This is a genomic window from Ruegeria faecimaris (assembly GCF_900182615.1).
GTDB classification, from domain to species: Bacteria; Pseudomonadota; Alphaproteobacteria; order Rhodobacterales; family Rhodobacteraceae; genus Ruegeria; species Ruegeria faecimaris.
Genome location: NZ_FXTE01000001.1, coordinates 759560 through 784901, shown reverse-complemented (window position 1 = coordinate 784901; position 25342 = coordinate 759560). Strand labels below are relative to the sequence as shown.

24 protein-coding genes and 1 pseudogene are annotated in these 25342 nt (G+C 56.7%); 16 read left to right on the top strand and 9 right to left on the bottom strand.

Translation table 11 applies throughout. The annotated features are described in order from the left end of the window. Positions 1-5 precede the first annotated feature (5 nt). The 3 genes from FN806_RS03920 to FN806_RS03910 are packed head-to-tail and all read left to right on the top strand — an operon-like array spanning position 6 to position 2879. Entirely contained in the window at positions 6-755 is a 750-nt protein-coding gene (locus FN806_RS03920) for a methyltransferase domain-containing protein (protein ID WP_142634211.1), read from the top strand. Beyond that, entirely contained in the window at positions 752-2161 is a 1410-nt protein-coding gene (locus tag FN806_RS03915; protein ID WP_142634209.1) for a hypothetical protein, read from the top strand. The genes FN806_RS03920 and FN806_RS03915 overlap by 4 nt, the downstream gene beginning before the upstream one ends. A 40-nt stretch (positions 2162-2201) precedes the next feature. Then, entirely contained in the window at positions 2202-2879 is a 678-nt protein-coding gene (locus FN806_RS03910) for a YrbL family protein (protein WP_142634207.1), read from the top strand. A gap of 3 nt (positions 2880-2882) precedes the next feature. On the opposite strand, the gene FN806_RS03905 is transcribed toward FN806_RS03910, so the two are convergent. After that, entirely contained in the window at positions 2883-3761 is an 879-nt protein-coding gene (locus FN806_RS03905; RefSeq protein WP_142634205.1) for a LysR family transcriptional regulator, read from the bottom strand. Between the two features lie 211 nt (positions 3762-3972). Here FN806_RS03905 and FN806_RS03900 point away from each other — a divergent pair, with 211 nt between their 5' ends. Both FN806_RS03900 and FN806_RS03895 read left to right on the top strand, forming a co-directional pair. Continuing rightward, positions 3973-4221 carry a hypothetical protein gene (locus tag FN806_RS03900; protein WP_142634203.1) on the top strand — a complete coding sequence of 83 codons (249 nt, stop codon included), beginning with the start codon at positions 3973-3975 and terminating at the stop codon, positions 4219-4221. Between the two features lie 43 nt (positions 4222-4264). Continuing rightward, positions 4265-5269: a GlxA family transcriptional regulator gene (locus FN806_RS03895; protein ID WP_142634201.1), complete on the top strand. Its 1005-nt coding sequence runs from the start codon at positions 4265-4267 to the stop codon at positions 5267-5269. 7 nt (positions 5270-5276) lie between these two features. On the opposite strand, the gene FN806_RS03890 is transcribed toward FN806_RS03895, so the two are convergent. The 5 genes from FN806_RS03890 to FN806_RS03870 form a co-directional block, all read right to left on the bottom strand. Beyond that, entirely contained in the window at positions 5277-5837 is a 561-nt protein-coding gene (locus FN806_RS03890) for a sarcosine oxidase subunit gamma (protein ID WP_142634199.1), read from the bottom strand. After that, positions 5830-8775, bottom strand: a complete 2946-nt coding sequence (locus FN806_RS03885; protein ID WP_142634197.1) for a sarcosine oxidase subunit alpha family protein — start codon at positions 8773-8775, stop codon at positions 5830-5832. The genes FN806_RS03890 and FN806_RS03885 overlap by 8 nt, the downstream gene beginning before the upstream one ends. Then, on the bottom strand, positions 8772-9059 hold the full coding sequence (locus FN806_RS03880; protein ID WP_142634195.1) for a sarcosine oxidase subunit delta: 288 nt from the start codon (positions 9057-9059) through the stop codon (positions 8772-8774). The genes FN806_RS03885 and FN806_RS03880 overlap by 4 nt, the downstream gene beginning before the upstream one ends. Positions 9060-9073: 14 nt before the next feature. Further along, positions 9074-10324 carry a sarcosine oxidase subunit beta family protein gene (locus tag FN806_RS03875; protein WP_142634193.1) on the bottom strand — a complete coding sequence of 417 codons (1251 nt, stop codon included), beginning with the start codon at positions 10322-10324 and terminating at the stop codon, positions 9074-9076. Positions 10325-10409: 85 nt separating this feature from the next. After that, positions 10410-11258, bottom strand: coding sequence for a LysR family transcriptional regulator (locus tag FN806_RS03870; protein ID WP_142634192.1), 849 nt, complete (start codon positions 11256-11258; stop codon positions 10410-10412). 108 nt (positions 11259-11366) lie between these two features. Here FN806_RS03870 and FN806_RS03865 point away from each other — a divergent pair, with 108 nt between their 5' ends. The 6 genes from FN806_RS03865 to FN806_RS03840 are packed head-to-tail and all read left to right on the top strand — an operon-like array spanning position 11367 to position 17055. Further along, a complete protein-coding gene (locus tag FN806_RS03865) occupies positions 11367-11966 on the top strand; it encodes an amino acid synthesis family protein (protein ID WP_142634190.1) in 600 nt (199 codons plus the stop codon). Then, positions 11938-12717 carry an alpha/beta fold hydrolase gene (locus tag FN806_RS03860; RefSeq protein WP_142634188.1) on the top strand — a complete coding sequence of 260 codons (780 nt, stop codon included), beginning with the start codon at positions 11938-11940 and terminating at the stop codon, positions 12715-12717. The genes FN806_RS03865 and FN806_RS03860 overlap by 29 nt, the downstream gene beginning before the upstream one ends. Beyond that, on the top strand, positions 12714-13622 hold the full coding sequence (locus FN806_RS03855) for a flavin reductase family protein (RefSeq protein WP_142634186.1): 909 nt from the start codon (positions 12714-12716) through the stop codon (positions 13620-13622). The genes FN806_RS03860 and FN806_RS03855 overlap by 4 nt, the downstream gene beginning before the upstream one ends. A 12-nt stretch (positions 13623-13634) precedes the next feature. Beyond that, entirely contained in the window at positions 13635-14669 is a 1035-nt protein-coding gene (locus FN806_RS03850; RefSeq protein WP_142634184.1) for an LLM class flavin-dependent oxidoreductase, read from the top strand. An 8-nt stretch (positions 14670-14677) separates the two neighbouring features. Next, on the top strand, positions 14678-16156 hold the full coding sequence (locus FN806_RS03845) for an aldehyde dehydrogenase (RefSeq protein WP_142634182.1): 1479 nt from the start codon (positions 14678-14680) through the stop codon (positions 16154-16156). Positions 16157-16188: 32 nt separating this feature from the next. Then, positions 16189-17055, top strand: coding sequence for an urea carboxylase-associated family protein (locus FN806_RS03840; protein ID WP_142634180.1), 867 nt, complete (start codon positions 16189-16191; stop codon positions 17053-17055). Here the strand turns inward: FN806_RS03840 and argE are convergent. The 3 genes and pseudogenes from argE to FN806_RS20825 all read right to left on the bottom strand — a co-directional run bounded on the left by argE (position 17052) and on the right by FN806_RS20825 (position 18653). After that, positions 17052-18209 (bottom strand): acetylornithine deacetylase, encoded by a 1158-nt coding sequence (gene argE / locus FN806_RS03835; protein ID WP_142634178.1) that lies wholly within the window; start codon positions 18207-18209, stop codon positions 17052-17054. The genes FN806_RS03840 and argE overlap by 4 nt on opposite strands. After that, positions 18206-18451: pseudogene (locus tag FN806_RS20830) on the bottom strand (ectoine hydrolase DoeA); the annotation flags it as partial. The gene argE and the pseudogene FN806_RS20830, both read right to left, overlap by 4 nt. Continuing rightward, positions 18447-18653: an aminopeptidase P family N-terminal domain-containing protein gene (locus tag FN806_RS20825; RefSeq protein ID WP_425471963.1), complete on the bottom strand. Its 207-nt coding sequence runs from the start codon at positions 18651-18653 to the stop codon at positions 18447-18449. The gene FN806_RS20825 and the pseudogene FN806_RS20830, both read right to left, overlap by 5 nt. 155 nt (positions 18654-18808) lie before the next feature. Here FN806_RS20825 and FN806_RS03825 point away from each other — a divergent pair, with 155 nt between their 5' ends. The 5 genes from FN806_RS03825 (at position 18809) to FN806_RS03805 (ending at position 25272) form a co-directional block, all read left to right on the top strand. Next, positions 18809-19852, top strand: a complete 1044-nt coding sequence (locus tag FN806_RS03825; protein WP_142634176.1) for a pyridoxal-phosphate dependent enzyme — start codon at positions 18809-18811, stop codon at positions 19850-19852. 576 nt (positions 19853-20428) lie between these two features. After that, positions 20429-21520: an ABC transporter ATP-binding protein gene (locus FN806_RS03820; protein ID WP_142634174.1), complete on the top strand. Its 1092-nt coding sequence runs from the start codon at positions 20429-20431 to the stop codon at positions 21518-21520. 101 nt (positions 21521-21621) lie between these two features. Then, on the top strand, positions 21622-22710 hold the full coding sequence (locus tag FN806_RS03815) for an extracellular solute-binding protein (RefSeq protein ID WP_142634172.1): 1089 nt from the start codon (positions 21622-21624) through the stop codon (positions 22708-22710). Between the two features lie 70 nt (positions 22711-22780). After that, positions 22781-24055 carry an ABC transporter permease gene (locus tag FN806_RS03810; RefSeq protein WP_142634170.1) on the top strand — a complete coding sequence of 425 codons (1275 nt, stop codon included), beginning with the start codon at positions 22781-22783 and terminating at the stop codon, positions 24053-24055. 5 nt (positions 24056-24060) lie between these two features. Next, entirely contained in the window at positions 24061-25272 is a 1212-nt protein-coding gene (locus FN806_RS03805) for an ABC transporter permease (RefSeq protein ID WP_142634168.1), read from the top strand. Positions 25273-25342: the final 70 nt, after the last annotated feature.

Here is a 25342-nt window from a genome sequence, read left to right as displayed (position 1 = left end):
TGGCAATGTCGCATATCTATTCAAACGAGTTCTTTGACTATATTGACCAGGGCGCCAGGCGGTCCGCAAACAGGCTAATTGCTTGCCTTCTAGGAAAAATCTCTGCGGACAGTGTCGTGGACTTTGGCTGCGGGCGGGGTGTGTGGCTGTCGGAGTGGCAGGCCGCGGGTTGCAAGGATATTGCCGGTGTCGATGGCGACTATGTGGATCGTGACAAGCTTGCGATACCGGCTGAGGCGTTTATCGGTGCAGATCTGTCCAAACCGGTCGAGCTTGGACGCCAGTTTGATTTGGCTCAGTCGCTTGAGGTCGGTGAACACTTGCCGCATGACGCGTCGGCCAGCCTGGTTCAGAGCCTGACCACACATAGCGATCTGGTCCTGTTCTCAGCCGCCGTTCCGGGGCAGGGCGGCGAGTTTCATATAAATGAACAGCGCCTGTCCTTTTGGCAGGGTTTGTTCGCTGAACGGGGATACACGGCCTATGATTGTTTGCGGCCTGAGATGTTCGGGGATCAATCGATCGAACCCTGGTATCGGTATAATTCTGTCCTCTATGCGAACCAATCAGGGGCAGTCCGGCTGTCTCAGGACGTGCTGGATACCAAAGTCGCGCCCGGCGCGTTGAAAGAGGTCGGCAGTTTAGGCTGGACCCTACGCAAGCTGGTTGTGCGTGCCTTGCCTCGGTCGGCTGTCACCGCTATCGCTCAGGTCCGGGCCTCTGTTATTGCAAGGTCATATGGCGACAAATCATGACGGAAAAAACATCTCGGCAGGAGTTTCTTTTTCTGTCCCTGCTTTGCATCGCTGCGTTGTTCTTGATCAATTGGCCACAGCTTTTCGACCCTTTCGTACGTCATGATGATTTCCCGGCGCTGCTGGGCTGGACCGAGATTGCCTACCACAAGGCCTTGGATGAAGGTCGTTGGTTGAACTACTGGTGGCAGTTCCGGCCATTTCTATGGCCCTCACAAATAAGCATGTATCTCTATAACATAGCCTGGGGCTTGTTCTCGGCTGCGGCAGCAGCCGCGATCATGGAGCGTTCGGACCCGATCTGGTACAAAGGTTATCTTGCGCTATTCATTGCGTTTTCGGTTCCAGCATTCCTGATTTCATACTGGTTCAACACGTTGCTGCCGGGGATCTGGGTTATCACCTTGTACAGCCTGGCAGTTCTGTTTCTGCCGCATCGTGTGTCGCTGGCCCTTTTGGTTGTGGCAGTGCCCTTATCCTTCATGGCCTACACGACCTATCCGTTCCTGTTGCTGACACTGATCCTGCTGTCAAACAAGGCGCCAAAAACCTATACCAGCGTCGCTGTTACGCTGATCATTTTCTTTGTCAGCCTGGTTCTGGCGTTGCTGAGTGTTTACACCCTGAACTACTTTTATCATGGGATATTTGGTATTCCGGTTGCTGAATGGCGTGGGCCCAACGAAGTAAATTCGGTCGATGACCTGCTGCTGAACCTTACCAAGGTCAAAGTATTCCTCCGATCCATCATCTATACTATGGGCGGAGGGACAATCAGCTATGGCTTGATGCTCTTGGCCCTATTTGCAGGTGCCTGGGGGTTCCTGTTTACCCGAAGACGGATGTTTGCCGTCGCGATCCTGATGGCTGCACTTGCTGGTCTGGCACCGCTTATCCTCAAGGCGATGATGTCGGGGGTGCAGGTCCCGGTTCGGGCGTTGAACTGGCTTTGGATCTTGTTTGGAGTCGTGCTCACCACGTGTGGGGTTCAGTTTCTGCAGTCTTCAAAAAGATGGTTAAGTGTTTCGCGTGTCTTGTTGATGTGCGTGTTGATGATCAATTTGATGCTCATTGGCAAAACATCGTTTATGTTCATCCCGCCTTGGCAAAAAGCAACGCGCGCATTGGCGCAAAGCCTGCCTGAACAGGTCGAAACCGTATATATCTATGGGCATTTTCTTGGCGTGAATGGCGCGGCAGACGCCAGAGTTCAATTCGAACGGGGACTGCGATTGCGGTTAAGCTATCTGACCGGGGCCGAGATCATCATGTGCTGGAAGCAGCCCGATAGATGCGATGGGATTACACCTCCGTTCGATCCAGGCGACTGGGTCTCGACACCTGTTGTCGTATCAACTGGTGACCAGGCCTTTATCCTTTTGCCGCGTCCCAATCTTGGGCCCTGATCAAAAGGTGAGTTGTAACAGGTTTGAGAAAATTCTATGAATGCGCCCACTTGGGCTGTCCGGCATTCAAGGACACAGACCCCAACCCCTGTTGGAACATCCGGACATGATTGACCTGAGCGACTACAAACCCCTGCGAAAAAGTCGCAACTATCTGATTTATCAGCACCCCGAGGTCGAAGGGGCGCTGCTGAAAGTGCGGGTGGACGAACCTGTGCGTAGCCATTTTCTGCCGCGTTATGCCGAATGGCGCTATGGCAATCTGCGCCAATGGAACCGCGAAGCAAACGAATATCTGGCGGCGCTCAACCGTGGATGCCCCGAGATCGAGAGGTTGGCGCAATTCATGGGATATGCGCCAACATCAGCGGGCCCGGCGATAGTGGTGGAAAAACTGACCGGCCCGGACGGAGATCTTGCGCCAACCCTGCATTCGGAACGCGTCGCGCTGGCCAAAGATCACGCCGGACGTGAACGTCTTCATGCTGAATTGATGGAACTGTTTGACGATCTCGAAAGCGGCCGGATCATTGTGGGTGACATGGGGTTCGAAAACATCGTTCGTGCGCAGGAAAGAGGCGGCAAGCTGACCGTGATTGACGGCGTTGGCGAGAGAGTTCTGTTTCCGCTGTCACTGGTCAGCGAAACAGCGTTTCGCAAGTCAATCGATCGTCGGCGACAGAGGATGTCGAGTGGCTTTGGTTTAATGAAGACCTGACCACTAAACTGCTACGTGCAAGGGAAAGGCGCGTTCGACTTCTTTTGCTATTTCCGCAATCAGCGCTTTTGTCACGGCGTTGCGGTTGTTCATCTGAACCCGCGCGACATAGGCAAGCTCTGGAGGGGTCGGAAAGACATCGTTGATGACTTCCATGTCTGGTGTAATGTGCATCCCGTTCAATAGCGCTATGCCCAGCCCTGATCGAACAGCCGACTGGATTCCTGCTGCACTTGGACATTCCAGGATATTGTCAAAGCGGTGGTCCTGCTGCTGACTGTCTTCCATTCCCCATCTCCGGTAGAAACACTGTGTGTCAAAGGACAGAAATGGAACCGGTTCTGACAGATTCAGACGATAGTCGGGTGATTTGACCCAATGAAGGGAATCCTGAAACAGGATCAGATCTTCGGGCTGCACGTCTTTGCGAAATATCTGAATCACCGCCAAGTCTAATTCACCGGACTTCAACCAATCCTGAACATTCAGGCTTTGACCAGTGCGGGTTCGTACGCGAACATCGGGGTACAGCCGCGTGAAGCGTCCAAGAATTTGGGCGATCCCGCTGGTTGTCGCATCCTCGGTCATGCCAAGCCGCAAGTGGCCGGTGAGCGGCCTGTTACCAAGTGAGGCCACCGCTTCGTCATGCAGAGTGGTAATTCGACGGGCGTATTCACAAAGACGCAGCCCGTCTTCGGTGAACAGGGGGGCACCTTTGCGACGAGTCAGCAGTTTGCAATTCAGTGCGCGCTCTAAACGGCCGATCTTATGGCTGACTGCCGATTGCGAAAGCGCCAGATGTCGGGCCGCACGGGTTACACCACCATAGGTCGCGATTGCGAGCAGCGCGCGCAAGGCGTCTATTTCCAAACGTTCGTTCATGATTTCCCATGACAGATTTTGATCATTGAATGATAATCATTCATTTGCGGCAAAGGCAAATGTCAGATTAGGTATCGCGAACACAATGTACGCGGAGCTTCGAAATGAACAATCTGTACCCGGAGGATATCACAGACTTCGAACATCAGTCGGCATGCAAATCTGGTCCGCTGACGCTGTCTTCTTCTTTCGGCAAAGGAAAGTGTAACTGATGACGGAAGACAGAACAGCTAACCGCCGCCTGACAACACTGTTTGAGATCACCGGATCGGTTCTGGCAATGGCTTATGCCTTGCTGATTGCTTCGAATATTGGCGCTGAGATTCTTGGATTCTCCCTACTGTTGGTGTCCTCGGCGCTGTTTGCCGCATGGGCATTGATTGATCGGCGCTGGACGTTTTTGCTGTTGCAGGCGTTCTATGCGACCTCTGCCATTATTGGACTGATCCGTTGGGCATAAACTTGGTGTAGGGTTGCCGCCAGGAACTTGTTAGGACGGATCTATGACGGATCAGGACAGAATCGATATCGGCTTTCTGCTGTTTGATGGCTTTCCGATGGCTTGTTTGACATCGGTGATCGAACCCCTGCGGGCGGCCAATGAAATCGCAGGTCATCAAGCGTTTAGATGGTCGCTGGTTTCTGAACGTGGTCAAAAGGTTCAGTCAAGCGCAGGGGTTGGGTTCGAAGCAGATCGCGCGTTGGCGGATTGCAGGAATATCGACATTCTATTCCTGCTCAGCAGCCCGTCTTCGGTCTTTGACAACGCTGTTAGCGGCAATGCCTTGCTGCGTGGTCTTGGGAGGCACGGAACAGTTCTGGGCGGGATCAGCGGTGGCGTATTCCCTCTTGTGCGATCCGGTGCAATGGCAGGTCAGCCGGTCTCGGTCCATTGGTGCTATGAGGCGGCATTTGAGGCCGAGTTTCCCGATATGGACGCCCGGAGCGAAGTGATCGTGCGCACCGTGACGCGCTATACCGCCGCCGGTGCAGCGGCAGGGTTCGACCTGGCACTGCATTTGGTTCACGATCGCTTGGGCGGTGACATTGCGCATGAGGTTGCGTGCTGGTTTCAACATCCGATGATGCGCGGTGCGGCAGTGCGTCAGCAGGTGCCCAATGCGACAGCGCCGAGAACGGGAGACCGCCTTCCACCGCTTGTTTCACGCAGCGTTGAAATGTTTGCCGCCAATATAGGTCAAGCGATCTCGATTGCCGAAGTTGCGAAACAAATGGGCGTCACGCCCCGTCAGATCGAGCGGGCATTCAAACAGGCAACCGGACACAGCCCCAGCCATTATTACCGCGCAATGCGGATGAAGGCGGCGCGTCAGATGGTGGTTTATACCAAAGACCCCATTTCCCAGATCGCGGCCGCTGTCGGCTATGGATCTGTTGCGCCCTTGGTGACACATTACCGGTCGGCTTTTGGCCTGAGCCCCAGCGAGGACAGGCGCCGCATCAACCGTTTCCGGGTTGAGGATAACGCCCCTTTGCCCTCGGTCTAGGCGCTGACTAAAGCGCCGATCGCATCGCCGTCAGGATCGCATGGTGCAGAGATTTGGCGGACGAGCGCGGACCGTACAGGCTGTAGTGATCTGAACCACGAAACAGCACGAAACAGCCAATATGGTGGATCGAGCTGCGCGCCGCCGTTCCCTTAGTCAATATGCGCAGATCCAACTGGCACAAAAGCTCCAGCACTGCTTGAATGTTCGCACCAGCCAAGTCGAAACGCACCCAGGCATCGGTCTGTTCCGTGACCGAGGCTGCAGACCCAACCGCAGATTTCACCTGCGCGGCAAGGTCCTCGTGCGTGTCATGCGGTGCTTCAACCATCCATTGCTCTGGCCCCGCCCAAAAGGCGGTGATTGCGGTTCCTTCAAACCTCTGGACCTTTGGTACCTCAGCGCCAATTAGTTTCTTCAATGCGGCTTTGGCCGCTGTTTCCTGACCGAGCCGCGCCGCGACTGATGCCAACGCCACGTCCGGTATCTCGGAACAGGTGACAGGCCCAACCGTGTCTACCCGAGGGTCAGCCGCGCCGAGGGCGGTTATCGCAACCAGATTATCCACGCAGACGTTCTCCTTCCGGGTCAACGAAATGGGCCGAGACAATTTCCACCTCGACCGTCAGGTCCGTCAGCGGAGAGACAAGGCGCATTTTTTCGCCCAGCCTGTCGCCGCCGTTTTTCAACAGTCCCAGCCCAATGCTACTGTTCAGAATGGGTGAGTAGACGGCTGAGGTGACATAGCCCTGATCATGGGCTGCATCGACCGGGCCGTCAGTGTTCATCAGGTGGCCACCGGCGGTTACCTTGTTTTCAGGCTCCAACGGTTTGATCCCCACCAGCATCAGTGCATCCGGTTGGTTCAGTGCCTCGCGTTCCGACAGGGTTGATCCGATGCTGTCCTTCTTTTTGGACACCATGCGGCCCATTCCCAGGTTCAGGGCGGTTGTGGTGCCGTTCAACTCGCTGCCTGCAGCATGGCCTTTTTCGACCCGCATGACGCCCAGTGCTTCGGTGCCATATGGGACAACGTCGAACTCTTCGCCCTCGGCCATCAGCCTGCGCATCAATGCGTCGCCATAGCGAGAGGGAACCGCGATTTCGAATGCCAGCTCGCCTGAAAAGGAAATCCGGAACAGCCGCGCCCGAAGGCCGCCGCACACTGTGATGGTTCCACAGGCCATAAAGGGAAAGGCCTCATTCGAGATGTCGAATTCCGGGTCGATGATTTTTCGCAGCAGCTTACGGGAATTGGGCCCGGCAACTGCATATTGCGCCCATCCTTCTGTGGTGGATATCAGCTGCACATCCATGTCCGGGCACAGGCACTGGCGCACGAATTCCATGTGGCGATAGACGACTACGGCATTTGCGGTCGTGGTAGTGACGACGAAATGATCCTCGGCCAGCCTTGCCGCTGTGCCATCATCCATCGCCATGCCATCTTCGCGCAGCATCAGGCCATAGCGGGTTTTGCCGACCGCAAGCTTGGCGAAACCATTGGCATAGACCCGGTTCAGGAACGCTGCCGCATCGGTACCCTGCACGTCGATTTTGCCCAATGTCGTGCAGTCGCACACCCCGACCGAGGCACGCGTCTGACGCACTTCACGGTCCACGCTCTCGCGCCAATGGGTCTCGCCGGGCAGGGGGAACCACTGCGCGCGCAGCCAGTTGCCAACCTCGACAAACACCGCGCCGCGTTCTTCGGCCCAGTGATGTGAGGGCGTCAGGCGGGTAGGGTGGAACTCTTTGCCCTTCATCCGGCCAGCGAAAGTAGCAATCGGGACGGGGGTATAGGGCGGGCGGAAGATGGTGGTACCGGTCTCGGGGATCGACTTACCGGCCAGCTCGGCCATAATCGCCAGCCCGCCGATATTCGAGGTCTTGCCTTGGTCCGTGGCCATGCCCAGCGTGGTATAGCGTTTCAGATGCTCGACCGAACGGAAGCCCTCCTGATAGCTGAGACGGACATCCTTGACCGTCACATCGTTCTGTTGGTCAAGCCAGGCGCGTTTGCAGCCCTGCACGTACCAGAATGGTGTCTGCGCGATGGGCGCGTCCTCGGCCTCGGGCAGATCGGGTTTGGCACTGGTCAGGCCCAAAGCGGCGATTGCGGCCTCGGCGCCAGAGCGCAGCGCGCCGTGGGTGGACATATCGCCGTTTGCCGCACCGGCAACAGACATGCCAACCGGCAGGTCGGCGCCGGGTACGAAAGCGGCCAGCGTCTCATCCCATGCGGGGCGGCCGCGCTGGTGGCAGGTCATGTGGACGTTGGGGTTCCAACCGCCCGAGACGCCCAAGGTACCGCATTCCAATGTCCGGGTTGAGCCATCGGGCAGGGCGACTTCGACAAAGCTCAGCCCCAGTCGGCCTTTGGTATTTGTGACCTGAGCACCCTGCAGAACTTCGTAGTCATGGCTGATGGGGGCGTCTTTGCGCACATCGATCACCGCAGTGATTTTGACACCTTTGGCGTGCAGATCAGCTGCGGTGCGGTGGCCGTCATCATTGTTGGTAAAGACCGCGACGCGCTGCGAGGCCGCCACTCCGAAACGGTTGGCATAGGTGCGCAGGGAGCTAGCGGTCATGATGCCGGGGCGATCATTGTTCTCGAATGCGATTGGCCGCTCGGTCGCGCCTGCGCACAGCAGCGCCTTTTGGGTATAGATACGCCAGAGGATTTGCCGGGGTTTGCCTGCGGGCAGGCTGGGCAGATGATCGCCCGTACGCTCGACCGCGCCATAAATTCCGTGGTCAAACGCGCCGATCACCGTGGTGCGCGGCATCAGGCGCACATTGGGAAGCGCGGACAGCTCGGCCACAGCCTGCGCCGCCCAGTCAGACGCCGCAGCATCGTCTATGGTGAGTGTTTCGCTGTTCAGGCGACCGCCCAGGGCGAAATCCTCATCCGCCAGAATGACATCCGAGCCCGCACGACCCGCGGTCAAAGCCGCCATAAGACCGGCTGGTCCGGCACCAATGATCAGCAGATCGCAATGGCGAAAGCCCTTGTCGTATTCGTCCGGGTCCTCTTGCATCGAAAGCGATCCAAGTCCGGCTGCGCGGCGGATTGTAGGTTCGTACAGCTTTTCCCAGAAGACTGCAGGCCACATGAAAGTCTTGTAGTAGAAACCCGCAGACAGGAAGTTGGAAAACATGTCATTCACGGCCAGCGCGTCGAATTTCAGGCTGGGCCAGCGGTTCTGTGATCGCGCCTCAAGCCCCTCGAACATCTCGATGGTTGTTGCGCGGGTATTGGGCTCTTTGCGGGCGCCCGAGCGCAGTTCGACCAGGCCGTTCGGCTCTTCGGATCCTGCGGTCAGCAATCCGCGCGGACGGTGGTATTTGAAAGACCGCCCGATCAGACGCACATCATTGGCCAGCAGGGCAGATGCCAAAGTGTCGCCGGGATGGGCGGTATAGCTGCGCCCGTCAAAGCGGAAGTTCAGCGTTGTATTGCGGTCGATCTGTCCGCCGTTCAGCCGGTTCACCTGCGTCATTTGGAGCGCCCCCGTGCGCGGGCCACATCGCGGGCCAGTTCCACCTTTGAAATCTCGTGGGTCAGCGTGTTGCGCGTGACGACCAGCCAGGATCGGTCACCTGTTTCGTGGTACCAAAGTTCACGGTGCTCGCCTGCCGGGTTGTCACGCAGATAGGCATAGTCGTGAAAGGCCTCGGCGGCATTTTCCGCCTGCCAATCGGGGCGGTCAATCAGCGCGGCGTCGCCCAGATAGGTGAATTCTGATGCATCGCGAGGCCCAAGAAGGGGATGGTTGATTATCATGTCTGGTGTCCCCTTTAATGCAGGTTGGGCTGATTGCCCGCGCCTTTTTCGTCGATCATCCGGCCGGTGCGGAACCGGTCCAACCGATAGGCTGTTGCGACAGGGTGCGGTTTGTCTTTTGCAAGCAGATGCGCAAAGCAATAGCCCGAAGCCGGAGTGGCCTTGAACCCGCCATAGCACCAGCCCCCGTTGAAATAGAGGCCCTCGACCGGCGTTTGGTCAATGATCGGTGAGCCATCCATCGACATATCCATCACGCCGCCCCACATCCGCAGCAACCGGGCGCGTCCGATCATCGGCATCAATGCCATGCCACCTTCGCAAACATCCTCGACCACGGGCAAGTTGCCGCGTTGGGCATAGGTGTTATAGCCGTCAAGATCGCCACCGAACACCAGCCCGCCCTTGTCGGACTGACTGACATAAAAATGCCCCGCGCCATAGGTGATGACACTGGGTAGGACGGGTTTTAACCCTTCAGATACAAAGGCTTGCAGAACGTGGCTTTCGATAGGCAGGCGCAGTCCGGCCATCCCCATAACGCGCCCCGAACTGCCCGCAACGGCGCATCCGACTTTGGAGGCGCCGATAAAGCCCTTAGTCGTTTCGACCCCAAGACATTTACCGTCTTCTATCCGCAGCCCGGTAACTTCACAGTTCTGAATAATATCGACGCCACGAAGGTCGGCTGACCGGGCATAGCCCCAGGCCACTGCATCATGGCGCACGGTACCGCCGCGCCGTTGAACAAGGCCGCCCTTGATCGGAAAGCGAGCGTCGTCGAAATTCAGATAAGGGTGTTCGCGCCGCACCTGATTTGCATCCAGCAATTCGGCATCGGCCCCGTTCAGGATCATCGCATTGCCACGTCGCGTATAGGCGTCACGCTGACCATCCGTATGGAACAGATTGACGATACCGCGCTGACTGACCATTGCGTTATAGTTCAGGTCCTGCTCGAGCCCTTCCCACAGCTTCAGCGAGAACTCATAGAACGGCTCATTCCCATCCAGCAGGTAGTTCGAGCGAATGATCGTGGTGTTTCGGCCCACATTTCCGCCACCGATCCAGCCTTTCTCGATTACGGCAACATTTCGTTGGCCGTAGATTTTGGAAAGGTAATGCGCGGTTGCCAGACCATGCCCGCCGCCGCCGATTACGATGATGTCGTAATGGGCCTTAGGTTCAGGTTCACGCCAGACCGGCTTCCACCCTTTGTGGCCGGTTAGCGCCTCTTTGATAACTCGAAAGCCGGAATATCTCATGAATCGGACCTTTTCTTCCAAACTTCATTATTTTCTGGCGCGGCGATATCCCCATATGCGACATAGGTGTGTCTGAATCAGACCCTCAGGCACAAGAAATAAGGCCGGAAAACCAATCGGTGAAATCCGATACCTCGGCTGAGTTGCGAAGGACGGATAAAAAATAGCCCTCACAGGCGGGTGCGGAATCTTTGCTGGCAAGGCGGACTTTGCCCGATTTCAGGGCTTGCTCTGCGATGATAGAATTCACCAGCGCAACACCGCTGCCTGAAACGGCAAGTTGCAGGGCGAGGCCATAGGAATCCACAAAATATGATGGCTTGCGCAGTTTCTGGCCGGTGATTTCACCCCATGACGCCCAACTGTCCGATGTGCCAACGGATTCGATCAGGGGCAGTTCAAGCCAATTGCCGCTTAGATTCGGCGACACCACCGGGACAAGGCGATTGGGATTCAACGGTTTCGCATTTTTCCCGACTTGTTTTTCTGAACCAAAGCGTACCTCAATATCGGCGCGCGATGCTGCGTATTCGTCAGGCCAGATCGTGCTGACAAATCGGAGTGAGGTTTCCGGGTGCTGGGCCTGAAATTCGGGTAATGCCGGCGAGATGACCCATTCGATGATGCTGATAGAGGCTGCCACCGTGATATGGCGAGCTTTTTCTTCGGCCAAATAGGGTGAGGCTGCGGAGTGCAACATATCCAAGGCTGCCTCGACTTGTGGCAGCAGCTTCCGCCCTTCATCCGTCAAAGAAAGACCGCGCGCGTGGCGGTGGAACAGAACGACGCCCAGACGGGTTTCCAAGGCTTTGATTTGTTGGCTGACTGCGGATTGCGTCAACCCGATCTCATCTGCCGCCGCAGTCGAACTGAGCCGCCGTGCGGCCGCTTCGAACGACCGAAACCATGTTAGAGGAGGGAGTGTTTTTACCATCGGTAACTGACCTATTAGTGCTATTAATACCTAAGGCTCAAGTTCTTTCGTTTGTCAAAAGATGTTTCTAACGGTGATATTTCCTCAAGCAGATTTGGGGAGACGGCAGTGCAGCCAAATATCAGAAAAATAGTGACTTTCGACGAAGAGGTTCTGGTTGAAGGATTTCGGGCAGCGGAACGCCCGTGGCGCATGTTTGCCGTAGCGGCGGTTGTGTCGAACCCCTGGGCTGGCCGGTATGTCGAGGATCTGAGGCCGGAAATTCTGGCCTATGGACCTGTGCTGGGGCAAATGTTGACTGACCGGATGGTCACGCTTGCAGGCGGCGGCGAGGTGATCGAAGCCTATGGCAAAGCGGCGGTCGTTGGGCTGGATGGCGAGGTCGAACATGCCTCGGGCCTGATCCACACGCTGCATTTCGGGAATTACTATCGTCAAGCGGTTGGGGCCAAGTCCTATCTGTCCTTCACCAATACCCGCGGTCCGGCGAACACTCCGATCATGGTGCCCATGATGGACAAGAATGATGCCGGGCGTAGATCGCATTATCTGACGCTGCAGTTTGCAATCCCCGACGCACCGCGCGCGGATGAAATTGTGGTCGTGCTGGGTGGCGCAACCTCGGGCCGTCCCCATCATCGGATCGGCGACCGTTATCAGGACCTCAAGGATTTGGGCCATGACGTGGACAACCCGGCCTCGGTCTGAACTCAGCACCCTGGCGGTGATTGATCAGGGCCAAGGGCCGCTGGTTATTCTGCTGCACGGGGTTGGCCTGCGGGCCGAGGCGTGGGGCGCGCAGATCGACGCCCTGGTCGCGGCGGGGTATCGTGTCTTGTGCCCGGATATGCCAGGACATGGTCAGTCGAGCTTTGATCATCCGACTGGCTTGGAGGCCTACGTGCACCGCACGGCGTCCGTGCTGACAGAGCCCGCTGTCTTGATCGGCCATTCAATGGGCGCCCTGATAGCGCTCCGACTGGCGGCGGATGTGCCAGATAGCGTTCTTGGCGTTGCGGCATTGAATGCGATCCATCGGCGTCCGGTTGCCGCGCACAAGGCCGTCGTCGCACGTGCGTCGGCCTTGGAGGTATCGGGGCCAAATGATCCCACGGTCACGTTGCAACGTTGGTTTGGCGAAGCCTCGTCCGCCGAGCGACAGGCCTGCAGGCGCTGGCTAACTGAGGTTGATCAGGCGGCCTACAAATCCGCGTATACCGCTTTTGCCGAAACGGACGGTCCTTCCGATGATGAACTGGCCCGTATCGCTTGTCCCGCCTTGTTCATGACCGGCGCCGATGAGCCGAATTCGACGCCTGAAATGTCTCGGGACATGGCGCGTTTGGTTCCCTCAGGACAAGCGTCAATCATCGCAGGTGCCGCACATATGTTGCCGATGACTCATCCCGCCGAAGTAAACGCACAGCTGTTGGAATTTGTGGGGGGGTGCCAGCCATGACAAGTATGGACCCCCGAGCTTTGCGTGACGCCTTTGGCAGCTTTATGACCGGGGTGACAGTGGTGACGGCACGGGACGAGCACGGTGCGCCGGTCGGGTTCACCGCAAACTCGTTTTCGTCCGTGTCACTTGACCCGCCATTGCTGCTGGTGTGTCCGGGGAAGTTTCTGTCCAGACACGATATTTTCGCCAACTGCACCCGGTTTGCGGTGAATGTGCTCGCAGATGGACAGCAAGAGATATCGAACACTTTCGCTGGGTATAAAGGGGACCGGTTTGCAAAGGTCGCGCACAGCAATGGCCTTTTTGATCTACCCCTAATCGACGGGGCGCTGGCGCAGTTTTGCTGCAAGACCCATCAGGTCCTTCCCGCCGGTGATCATACCTTATTGATCGGTGAGGTGGCTGAATTCTCGCATTCGACCGGGCAGGGGCTTGGATATGTTGGCGGGTCGTATTTCAGCCTTGGGCTCGAGCGGGAAGTGGACGCCATGGTGCCCACGATCTGCGGCGCGATCATTCGCAGTGGCGACAGCGTTTTGCTTGAGCAAAGCAACGGTGCCTATCGTCCCATTCAAATCGCCGGGGTTGAACGCGGTGGGCAGCGAAACCGGTTGACCCAGGGCCTGTCCGAACGCGGGCTGAAGGTGCAGGTCGAACAGGTCTATTCCTCATTCGACGATGCGGAAACAAAGCAGCATTACACCTATTTTCTGGCCAGCTGTTCCCGACCAACGCCGCTTGAGGGCGCCGAATGGATCAGAACGGATGACCTTCCGAACCTAAAATACGTGTCCGGTGGTGTCCGCCACATGATGACCCGCTATGCGATGGAAGCCAAAGAGGGGGATTTCTCTCTCTACCTAGGTGACGCCTCGCAGGGCGACATTCATAGCTTACGATAAAGGAGCAGGTCAATGGAATTTTCCCTGTTTGCCCATATGGAACGTTTGTCGCCAGATCAGCCGCATGACGTTCTGTATGACGAATTCGTCAGCCTTGTGAAAATGGCGGACGAGGGCGGGATGCGCGCCGTCTGGACGGGTGAGCATCACGGGATGGAGTTCACCATCGCGCCCAACCCCTTTATCTCGCTAGTCGATCTGGCCCATCACACCCGGAATGTACGGCTGGGGACGGGTACGGTAGTCGCCCCGTTCTGGCATCCGATCAAATTGGCCGGAGAGGCCGCCGCGGCAGATCAGATTACCAAAGGCCGGATCGAACTGGGGATCGCACGCGGCGCATATTCGTACGAGTATGAGCGCCTGATGCCGGGGATGGATGCCTGGGAAGCGGGCCAACGGATGCGGGAAACAACCCCTTTGCTTCCGCAGATCTGGCAGGGCGATTGTGCGCATGAGGGTGAGTTTTATTCCTTTCCGGCGACCACATCTGCGCCGAAACCGTTTCAGAAAAACGGTCCGCCGATCTGGATCGCGGCGCGGGACCCCAATAGTCATGAATTCGGTGTCCACAACGGGTTTAACATCCAGGTCACCCCCCTGTGGCAGGGCATGGAAGAGATTGAAACGCTGATGGACCGCTTCAATGCAGCCTGCGACAGCCATACCGGACCGCGCCCCAAAATCATGCTGTTGCATCATACATATGTTGGCAAGGACACAGGCGATGTTGCGCAAGGCGTTCAGGAATTGCGCCGGTATTACAACTATTTCGGTGCCTGGTTCGTGAATAAACGCCCGGTCGCGCAGGGTTTGATCCAACGGATCACCCAGGACGAGATGGATGCAAACCAGATGTACACAAGTGATAAGCTGGCGCGCGACCTGACGGTTGGTACAGCGCAGCAGGTTATCGACCGGATCAAACGTTATGAAGATTTGGGCTATGATGAGTTTTCGTTCTGGGTCGACAGCGGGATGACGAACGAGCGAAAACGTGCCTCTTTGGCGCGGTTCATCGACGATGTCATGCCAGCCTTTCAGTGAGGAACACTATGGGAAATCTACCGCATTTTCAGCTTTTCATTGATGGCGCCTGGTCTGAGGGGGCGACGTCTCAGTTTATGACATCTGCAAATCCCGCAACTGGGCAGGGGTGGGCTACGTTTTCCTGTGCGGCACCTGAGGATGTCGACAGGGCAGTCGCCGCCGCCAAACGTGCGCTTGATGATCCGCAATGGCGCGACATGACGGCCACCGCGCGCGGCAAGCTTCTTTATCGCCTGGCCGACCTAGTTGCCGAAAACGCTGCACGGCTTGGAGAATTTGAGACAACAGACAGCGGTAAACTGCTGGCAGAAACCTCGGCGCAAACAGGGTATGTCGCGGATTACTACCGCTATTTCGCAGGGCTTGCGGATAAGGTTGAAGGGACGGTTCTGCCCATCGACAAGCCGGATATGCATGTGTTTACCACGCGCGAACCCATTGGTGTTGTCGCGGCTATTGTGCCCTGGAATGCACAAATGTTCCTGACGGCGACTAAGTTGGGCCCGGCGCTTGCGGCTGGGTGTACCGTCGTGCTGAAGGCATCCGAAATTGCGCCGGCCCCGATGCTGGAGTTCGCGCGTTTGATTGAACAGGCCGGATTCCCCGCGGGCGTTGTCTCGGTCATCACCGGGGATGCGGAAAACTGTGCAATTCCACTGACCCGCCATCCCGATCTGGATCGCATCGCCTTTACCGGTGGCCCCGAGACAGCGCGCCATGTGGTCAGGAATTCTGCCGAAAACTTCGCCGTCACCTCGCTGGAGCTTGGTGGCAAGTCACCGATACTTGTTTTTGAAGACGCGGATCTGGATGGGGCCGCAAATGGCCTGATCGCCGGAAACTTTGGCGCGTCGGGGCAAAGTTGCGTTGCGGGCACGCGCGGGCTGGTGCAGCGATCCGTTTTGCAAGATCTGATCGGCCGCATCAAAGAAAAGGCGGGTGCAATCGTTCTGGGTGACCCGCTGGAGGCCGGTACCCATGTCGGACCGCTATGTACCTTGGCGCAAGTGAACAAGATCGAAGAGACTCTGGCCAAGTCAGCGGAGCAGGGGGCCGTGGTCCATTTTGGCGGGCAACCTGCGGATAGGCCCGGCAATTACATGAACCCAACACTGGTTGAGTGCATATCGCCCGAGACCGAGACGTTGAAAGTTGAGATGTTTGGCCCGGTCATGTCTCTGCTGCCATTCGATACCGAAGAAGAGGCCATCGCATTGGCCAATAGCACAGTCTTTGGGCTGGGTTCAGGTGTGTTCACGCAGAACCTGGCGCGGGCGTATCGGGTGTCCAAGCGGATCAAGTCCGGGATTTGTTGGGTTAATACCTATCGCGCGATCTCTCCTATCGCGCCGTTTGGCGGGTTCAATCAATCAGGGTATGGCCGTGAAGCCGGGGTTGAGGCGATCCTGGATTACACCCGGACCAAGACCACCTGGATCAGCACCTCGCAAGAGCCGATGGCGAACCCGTTTGTGATGCGCTAGGTCTGTTGTCATGAAGATATCGGAGCGCGGTCATGAAGTTGAAACATCCGAATTTTGAACCTCCGGCAGACGCAAATGACCGGAGGGCGATCCCTCCGGTCATTTGCTATCCGCCCGAAACGGTACCGCAACCTGATCTGGCTGCGTTGACTGACCTGAGGCAGCGCGCGGTGAAAACCGCCGAAGTCATAGCAGCCCCGCGTGATGCGGCCTGTATTGAAGTGCCCGCGGGGGCCTTTATTCGGGTGGTGTCGGTCGATGGCGCGCAGGTCGGTGATCTTAACATGTGGTACAAGCACGACCTGACCGAACGGTTCTATTCCGGCAAAACCCGCGCGCTGCATGGCACGCATCTGTCGACCGGGGATCGGATGTGGTCAAGTTTTCCGAATATGCGGCCCATGGCGACCATCGTTACGGATACTCTGGATTGGTATGGGTTCGATTCATACGGCGGATCCGTGCATGACGTAATCGGGACCCGCTGTGACCCATATACCGGGCGACTGCTGTCTGGCGATGACTACCATTATTGCTGCCATTCCAACCTGACACGGGCATTGGCCAGCCATTGTGGCCTGCCGCTGCATGAGGCCGAAATGCACGTCCACGACGTGTTGAACGTCTTCATGTGCACCGGATTTACGCAGGACACAGGCCAATACTTCATGAAGGCAAGCCCGGTGCGTCCGGGTGATTATCTGGAATTCTACGCCGAGATTGACCTGATCGTCGGCCTTTCAGCTTGTCCCGGGGGCGATTGCTCGTCCGAGCATTCCTCGGACGCAGCCGCCTGTTATCCATTGGTTATGGAAGCCTATGACCCCGGTGAAGACATCCGAAACGCGCATATTCAGCCCAAGCGATCTGCTTATGATCGCACTCATGGGGCAGGTTAAGAGGTCAGGCGTTGCCCAAGCCGGTCCAGCATCCGACAGCATAGGTCGAGCTGTTCGATCTCGACGTACTCATCTGCTTTATGGGCCTGTGTGATCGAGCCGGGACCGCAGACAATCGCGTGGGTGCCAAGCTGCTGAAACAGGCCAGCTTCAGTGGCGAATGACACAACACCTGTTCCGTTCGCCCCGGTCAGTTCGGCAACCAGTTTGCGGGCGGCGTTTTCTTCCATGGGCTCAAGGCCTGCAACCTCGGCCGTGATATCCTGCGTGATGCTGGCTTCACTATGGACGGCCTGCATTTCGGGCAGCAGGCTGTGCGTCACATAGTCAGTCAGGGTTTGCTTGACGAAATCTGCATCGCTGGCCTGAACCGGGCGCATTTCCCAGCCGACATCGGCTTTGCTGGCAATGACGTTATGGGCGACGCCGCTATTGAAGAACCCCACGTTTATAGTGGTCCAGGGTGGCTCGAAGGGGCTGTTTGTTGGCGCGCGGGATTTCAATATCTGGCGCAGTTCCAGAAGTTTTCCTACATAGCGTGCCGCGTATTCCGCCGCATTCACCCCATCATCCGGGGCCGAGCTGTGTCCTTCGAGCCCGATAAATCGGGTAGTGTATTCATAGCACCCCTTGTGCCCCTCGATCAGGCGCATTTCGGTGGGCTCGCCGATGATGGCAATATCCGGCACTATGCCGCGTTCAGACAGGTCGTTGACCATGTTCTGCGCGCCCAGGCATCCGGTTTCTTCGTCATAGGTGAAGGCAAAATGCAGCGGTTGGGTCAGCTTGCTGACATCCAGCGTTTCGGCAAGTGCAAGTGCGGCGGCGATGAAGCCCTTCATGTCACAGGTGCCACGTCCGTAAAGCCTGCCGTCTTTCTCGGTCATCAAAAACGGGTCTGATGTCCAGTTCTGATCCGCGACGGGAACTACGTCCGTGTGGCCGGATAACAGGATGCCGCCGGGAATGTCTGGGCCTAAGGAAGCAAATACATTGGCCTTGGTGCCAGTATCATCTCGGGTTTCGATACAGCGTGCACCCAAGGCCTGCAACCTGTCCCTTAGATAGCTGATGATCTGAAGATTGCTGTCTGCAGATACCGTTTCAAACGCGATCAGATCGGCGAGGATATCTTGGGTTCTTTGCAGGGTCATGGCTTTACGAACAGCTTTCTTGGGCGGTTACAGAAACATTCGGCAGGGCCGGTATCGGTGATCAGGATCGACTCGGTGATCTCTAACCCCCAGTCATTCAACCAGAGGCCAGGCATAAAGTGAAACGCCTTGCCAGGTTCCAGGATTGTCTCATCCTCGGGACGCAGAGATATCGTGCGCTCACCCCAGTCTGGGAGATAGCTCAGACCTACTGGATAGCCACAGCACGCGCGGCGTTCAATGTGGAAGTATCTGACAATCAGGCATCCACACTGTACGTCGTTCCCCATTCGTATCCTGATTGCGTTCCCACCGGATCGGGTCTGCGTCATGAAAGACCAAAATGCCCTGATGGACGTAGAACGACCAACCCTCGTATCCGGTTAGCCACGTCATGTTCGAAGGGGCTTCGAAGAACAGCGCGTCCAGCCCGGCCTTGGCCATGGCTTTTCGTGTTTTGGACAGCTGGCGGTTAAATTCCCCCCGTGTGAATACCGGATTCACTTGGCTCATCGGGTCCTCGTGTCGTGATTAGAGACGTGTTGACAGAACTTTACGAATCCGATCACGTCAATGGACAACTCAGGAAGGAAATACTGTTGAAACTCAGTTCAAACCCACACCGCGGCAAGGAAAAATTGATTCCTGATGCTCCATTTCCTTCGATAAACGCGGCTCGCGTAGCTGATTTGTTAACAGTATGCCCTGCAGCAGCGGAAACCAATCTGGTTGAAGCCAAGGATTTGGCCAATGTCGCCGATCTATGGGTCAAAGATGAGCGTGGGCGCATGAACCTCGGGTCATTCAAGGCTTTGGGGGCTGCCTATGTCATCGCCCGCCACGCTGCTGATCTGGCGCAGACACCGGATAAGTCTACTTTACGCGGGAAAACCTATGTCACCGCTAGCGCGGGTAACCACGGGATGAGTGTAGCAGCAGGTGCACGGATATTTGGGGCTGATGCAGTGGTCTATATCGCCGAAACCGTGCCTGAAAGTTTCGCGGAACGCCTTCGTGCGCAAAAAGCCAGGGTCGTTCGTCAAGGTACGGATTATGCCGCCAGTATGGAGGCTGCTGGCAAAGCGGCGCAGGATAACGGTTGGACATTGCTATCTGACAGTTCGTGGGACGGGTATTACGAGCTGCCGCACACCCTGATGGAGGGATATCTGCAGATGGCTGCAGAAGCGGTGCGCCAATGCCCAAATGCGCCCACACATATCATTTTGCAGGCCGGGGTAGGTGGGCTGGCAGGGTCGGTTGCAGCTTATGCGCGCCATGCCTGGGGTGATGGACCCAAAATCATTGTCGTGGAACCCGAAGCGGCCCCTGCGTTGCAAGCCAGTATCGAAGCAGGTACCTGCGTCTTTGCGGATGGGCCTGACAGCATCATGGGGCGGCTGGACTGTAAAGAACCCTCGCTGATCGCGCTGAATGGTCTGGCGCGGGATGCAGACTGTTTTCTGACGCTCTCGGATGACGACGTGGTGCGGTATTTACCGGCCATGGCAGAGGCTGGGTTGGCGACAACTGCTTCGGGCGGGGCCGGCGTCGCAGCAGCGATGAATGCAGATGTCTGCGAGGCCCTGAACATTGGAAGCGATGCCCAAGTTCTGTGCATTTTATCCGAAGTACCGGATTGAAGAAGGTCAAGAAGCATCTGAATCCTGCCCTGGAATAAGCACAGGAAGCAGCAAGTTAAGAGGGTGCAACTGCCCTCAAAGGCAGAATCCGATTGCGCCTGAAAACGCGGGGTTCGCAAATCCGTACCTCTGCCCTATCAAAATGAGATTAATAGCCCCCCAAAGCGCGGTTTCTAGATTGGATTGCACCAGATAATTTTGGCGTTTTCCAATCGGTCAAGGATTTTCGACATGCGAATCTCTCAGCAACTCAGTATCGATGTCGAGGTCTGGGCCGGGAGATACGGCGGTTTAAATAGCAATTATAACTCATTTAAATAATTAGATTTATGTTGTTGATTGGGAAGTTAAATAGAGGCGAATGAAGCAAGTAAATTACGCCATTCAAGGCCTTGCGTTGCGGACGAGATATCGAAATATCAGTTGAGCTGAAGTGAATTACAGGATTCTTTGTCGTCTAGCTGTCACATTTATGGTTGCGTGGTTGGTACCCCATGTCCTTAAATAGGGTGGACTGGTCTTTGAGATCCGGATGAACCGGGCAAGCAAAGACCGCACAGGGGAGCCAAGTTGGTAATGTCAAATGACGCAGCGTTCGTCGAATTTCAGCGTGTTCAAAAATCTTATGACGGCGAGATACTCGTCGTAAAAGACCTTAATCTCTCGATGCCAAAGGGTGAGTTTCTAACTATGCTCGGCCCCTCGGGGTCAGGCAAGACAACTTGCCTAATGATGTTGGCCGGATTTGAAACCGCTACTCATGGCGAAATCATGTTGGACGGACGCCCGATCAACAACATTCCACCACATAAGCGCGGGATTGGCATGGTGTTCCAAAACTATGCATTGTTCCCGCATATGACTGTGGCTGAAAACCTTTCGTTCCCGCTTGAAGTGCGCAACATCGGCAAAAGCGATCGGGAAGAAAAAGTGAAGCGTGCGCTGGATATGGTCCAGATGGGCGCCTTTGGCAGCCGTCGTCCGGCGCAACTGTCCGGCGGTCAGCAGCAGCGGATCGCCTTGGCCCGTGCTTTGGTGTTCGAGCCTGAGCTAGTTTTGATGGACGAACCGCTGGGCGCGCTGGACAAGCAATTGCGCGAACATATGCAGTTCGAGATTACCCGTCTGGCGCATGAGCTGGGGATTACGACAGTTTACGTGACCCACGACCAGACAGAGGCGCTGACGATGTCGGATCGCGTGGCCGTGTTCGACGACGGACGCATCCAGCAGCTTGCGCCGCCGGATCTGCTCTATGAAGAGCCCGAAAATAGCTTTGTTGCCCAGTTCATTGGTGAAAACAACACCTTGGAAGGCGCTGTTAAGTCAATCGACGGCGACTCGTGCGTGGTTGCACTGGATGATGGATCAGAAATTGACGCCAAACCGGTCAATGTCAGCGCTGCTGGTGAACGGACCAAAGTTTCAATCCGCCCCGAACGGGTGGAGTTCAACAAAGATCGCCTGCATGCCGATGCGCATACGCTAAAGGCGACTGTCAAAGAATTCATCTATATGGGTGATGTCTTCCGGTTCCGCCTATCTGTGGCGGGCAATGAAGACTTTATCATCAAGACCCGAAACGCTCCCGATGCGGTTCGGTTGTCGCCCGGCCAGGAAGTTGAAATCGGTTGGTTGGCCCATGATTGCCGGGCACTTGACGCCTGATGAAGAACGTCCCCTGGTGGATCGCTGGGGGGTAAATGGCGGCCGGGTTGCCCCGTGATCCGGTCTGTTCAGAAATTTACGGGTATAACAGGGAGTTAACAATGAAAGTTAAAACCACTTTGATGGCAAGCGCCATTGTTGCCGTGGCCGGAGGCGCCATGGCCGAGGAGATGACGATTGTCTCGTGGGGCGGCGCCTATTCCAAGTCACAGCTGAAGGCGTATCACGAGCCCTATTCTGAAAAGAGCGGCATCACTATCCTTAACGATGACAGCTCGGCCGAAGCGGTTGCCAAGCTGCGGGCAATGAACGAAGCGGGCAACATCACCTGGGACGTAGTGGATGTTGTTGCTGCGGACGCAATTCGTCTGTGTGACGAAGGTCTGGCGATGGAGATCGACCCCGACACCATGCTGGCCCCGGCGCCCGACGGCACCTCGGCTGCCGATGATTTCGGTGACCTGCTGGTCAGCGAGTGCTTTATCCCGCAGATCGTGTATTCGACTACATTCGGCTATCGTACAGACCTGGTAGGTGACACACCTCCGACCGATGTCTGCGCCGTATTTGATCTGGAGGCCTATCCGGGCAAGCGTTCACTGGAAAAGCGCGCCATCAACAACATGGAATGGGCGCTGATCTGTGACGGCGTCGCCAAAGATGACGTTTATGACGTTCTGGCGACCCCTGAAGGTCAGGATCAGGCGTTGGCGAAACTGGGAACCATCAAGGACAACGTCGTCTGGTGGTCCGCGGGTGCCGACACGCCGCAGCTTCTGGCCGATGGCGAGATCATCATGGGCTCGACCTATAACGGCCGTCTGTTCAGCGTGATCGAAGAGCAGAAGCAGCCCGTCGCCATGCTGTGGGACGCGCAGATCTTTGACCTGGACGGCTGGATCATCCCCGCCGGTCTGAGCGAAGAGCGTCAGCAGCGTGCGCTGGACTACATCATGTTCGCAACGGACACGCAGCGTCTGGCGGATCAGGCCAAGTACATCTCGTACGGTCCGGCCCGTGCCTCTTCGGCTCCGCTGGTTGGTCAGCATGCCGAGCTTGGCATCGACATGGCGCCGCACATGCCGACCGATCCGGAAAACGCCAAGAACACGTTCCTGTATAACTACGAGTTCTGGGCGGATTACCGCGATGACATCGAAGCGAAATTCCAGGCTTGGCTTGCGAAATAATCGTTTGATTTCATGAAACAGTCGGGGGCGGTGCGCCGCCCCCAGACCCAAGCAGAGTCAAGGGGCACAGATGACTGACGCAAGCCAAAATGCGGGGCCGATGCTGGCAGCGGACGGAACGCCGCTCAAGCAATCGCTGGCACGTTCACTGCGGCGGCAGAAGTTACGAGCATTGATGCTCGTCGCTCCGCTTCTGCTATTTGTCATGTTTTCCTTTATCGTGCCGATTGCTTCAATGCTGTTCCGCTCGGTTGAAAACAGCATGGTTTCAGAGACCCTCCCGCTTACTGTGGAAGCCCTGCAAAGCTGGGACGCCCAAAGCGGTGAGCTTCCGGACGAAGCAGTATACGACGCATTCGTTCGCGACATGGTCGTTGCCGTTGATAGCAAAACCCACACCCGCCTTGGCTCGCGTCTGAACTACGAAGAGACTGGCATGTCTTCTTTGTTCCGCCGCTCTGGCCGGAAAATGGGCAAGCTTGACCCTGAAACCGATGGACCCTTCAAGGACCAGATCATCGAGATTCACGAGGGCTGGGGCGATCCTAAGACGTGGGCCGTGATCAAGACCCATTCGCCAACGGTTACCAATGGTTATTTCCTGAACGCGGTCGATATGCGCCGCACGCCCGAAGGCGCGCAGTCGCAGCCTGAAGACAAGCAGATTCTGATCAAGCTGTTTGGCCGCACGTTGTTCATGTCGCTGGTGATTACAGTGTCCTGTATCCTGCTGGCCTATCCGGTTAGCTACCTGCTGGCGACCCTACCGATGCGGGTGTCGAACCTGCTGATGATCCTTGTCCTCTTGCCTTTCTGGACCTCACTTCTGGTGCGGACCTCGGCGTGGAAAGTGATGTTGCAACAGCAGGGCGTGATTAATGAAACATTGGTCTGGCTTGGACTTGTGGCCGATGATGCACGACTGGTGATCATCAATAACCAGATCGGCACGATCATTGCGATGACGCATATCCTGCTGCCGTTCATGATCCTGCCGATGTATTCAGTGATGCAGACGATCCCGGTGACTTACACGCGCGCGGCGAAATCAATGGGCGCGACCAACTGGACGACGTTCTGGCGCATCTACTTCCCACAATCCATTCCGGGTATCGGAGCGGGCTCGATCCTCGTATTCATTCTGTCGATCGGATACTACATCACGCCTGAAATCGTTGGCGGCACAAAGGGTGTCTTCATCTCGAACCGGATCGCCTATCACATCTCGTCCTCGCTGAACTGGGGACTAGCTGCGGCCTTGGGTACGATCCTGCTGGGTGTCGTCATGCTGCTCTACTGGGTCTACGACAAGATCGTGGGCATTGATAATGTGAAGTTGGGATAATCGACATGGCTGCACTTACACCGATATCCCGCAAACCGCTCTCCATGGTTCTGCCCAGTGTCGCCTTGGCGGGTGCCTTAGCCGGCGTCTTTGTCGGCGCGGGCAACGGCTCGATCCTTTTGGGCATTCTGGGTGGCGCAGCTCTGATCGCCGCGCTGGCCTGGGTCTACATCAACGTTCTGAAGAACGAAAAACTGGCGCGCTGGATCAATATCCTGGGTTTCGGCGTCATCGGTTTCCTGTTGTCAGGTCCGATGGGTGGCATTCTGGGCCTGTTGGGCGGTTGGTTTTTTATCTTCTTTATCTATTGGCTCTATGAAGGCCGGTATCGCCGTAAACTGCTCAGCTATCTGACGCCAAAACAGGTATTCTATCACTATCTGTTCCGGGTTATCTGCGGTGCGATCTTCGTGTTCCTGATCACCCCGATCCTTGTGGTTCTGCCGCTGTCGTTCAACGCGCAGGACTTCTTTACCTTCACCCCTGAGATGCTGAGTCTGGACCCCGAAGGGTATTCGCTGAAGCATTACCGCGATTTCTTCACCAACAATGAATGGCAGCGCAGCTTCAAGAACTCGCTGATCATCGCGCCGATTGCGACGATCATCTCGGTCTCGCTGGGCACGTTGGCGGCCATCGGCCTCAGCCAGAGCCACGTACCCGGCCGCCGCGTCATCATGGGCGTCCTGATCTCGCCGATGATCGTGCCGTTGATCATCTCGGCCACCGGCATGTTCTTCTTCTACAGCGATATCGGTCGCTTCATGGAAGGCACGCTGGGCATGAACAAGAACTTCGTGGGCTATGTGAAAGTTGTCCTTGCCCACGCCGTTCTGGGCATCCCTTTCGTCATCATCACCGTGACTGCGACGCTGGTGGGCTTTGATCGCTCTCTGACGCGGGCGGCGGCGAATATGGGCGCGGGCCCGGTGCGGACGTTTTTCAAGATTCAGATGCCCCTGATCCTGCCGGGCGTGATCTCGGGCGGCCTCTTCGCCTTTATCACCTCGTTCGATGAGGTGGTTGTGGTGCTGTTCGTTGGCTCTGCCAGCCAGAAGACACTGCCATGGCAGATGTTCACCGGCCTGCGCGAACAGATCAGCCCGACCATTCTGGCAGTAGCGACCATCCTTGTGGTGATCTCGATTGCGCTGTTGACCACGGTAGAGCTGCTGCGGCGGCGGTCTGAACGCCTGCGGGGGCTCAGTCCCGCTTGACGCGACTCACAAGGTGATTTAGCGATTTCACCATGCACCCCGGTCACGATGGCGTCGTGACATCTAGGCG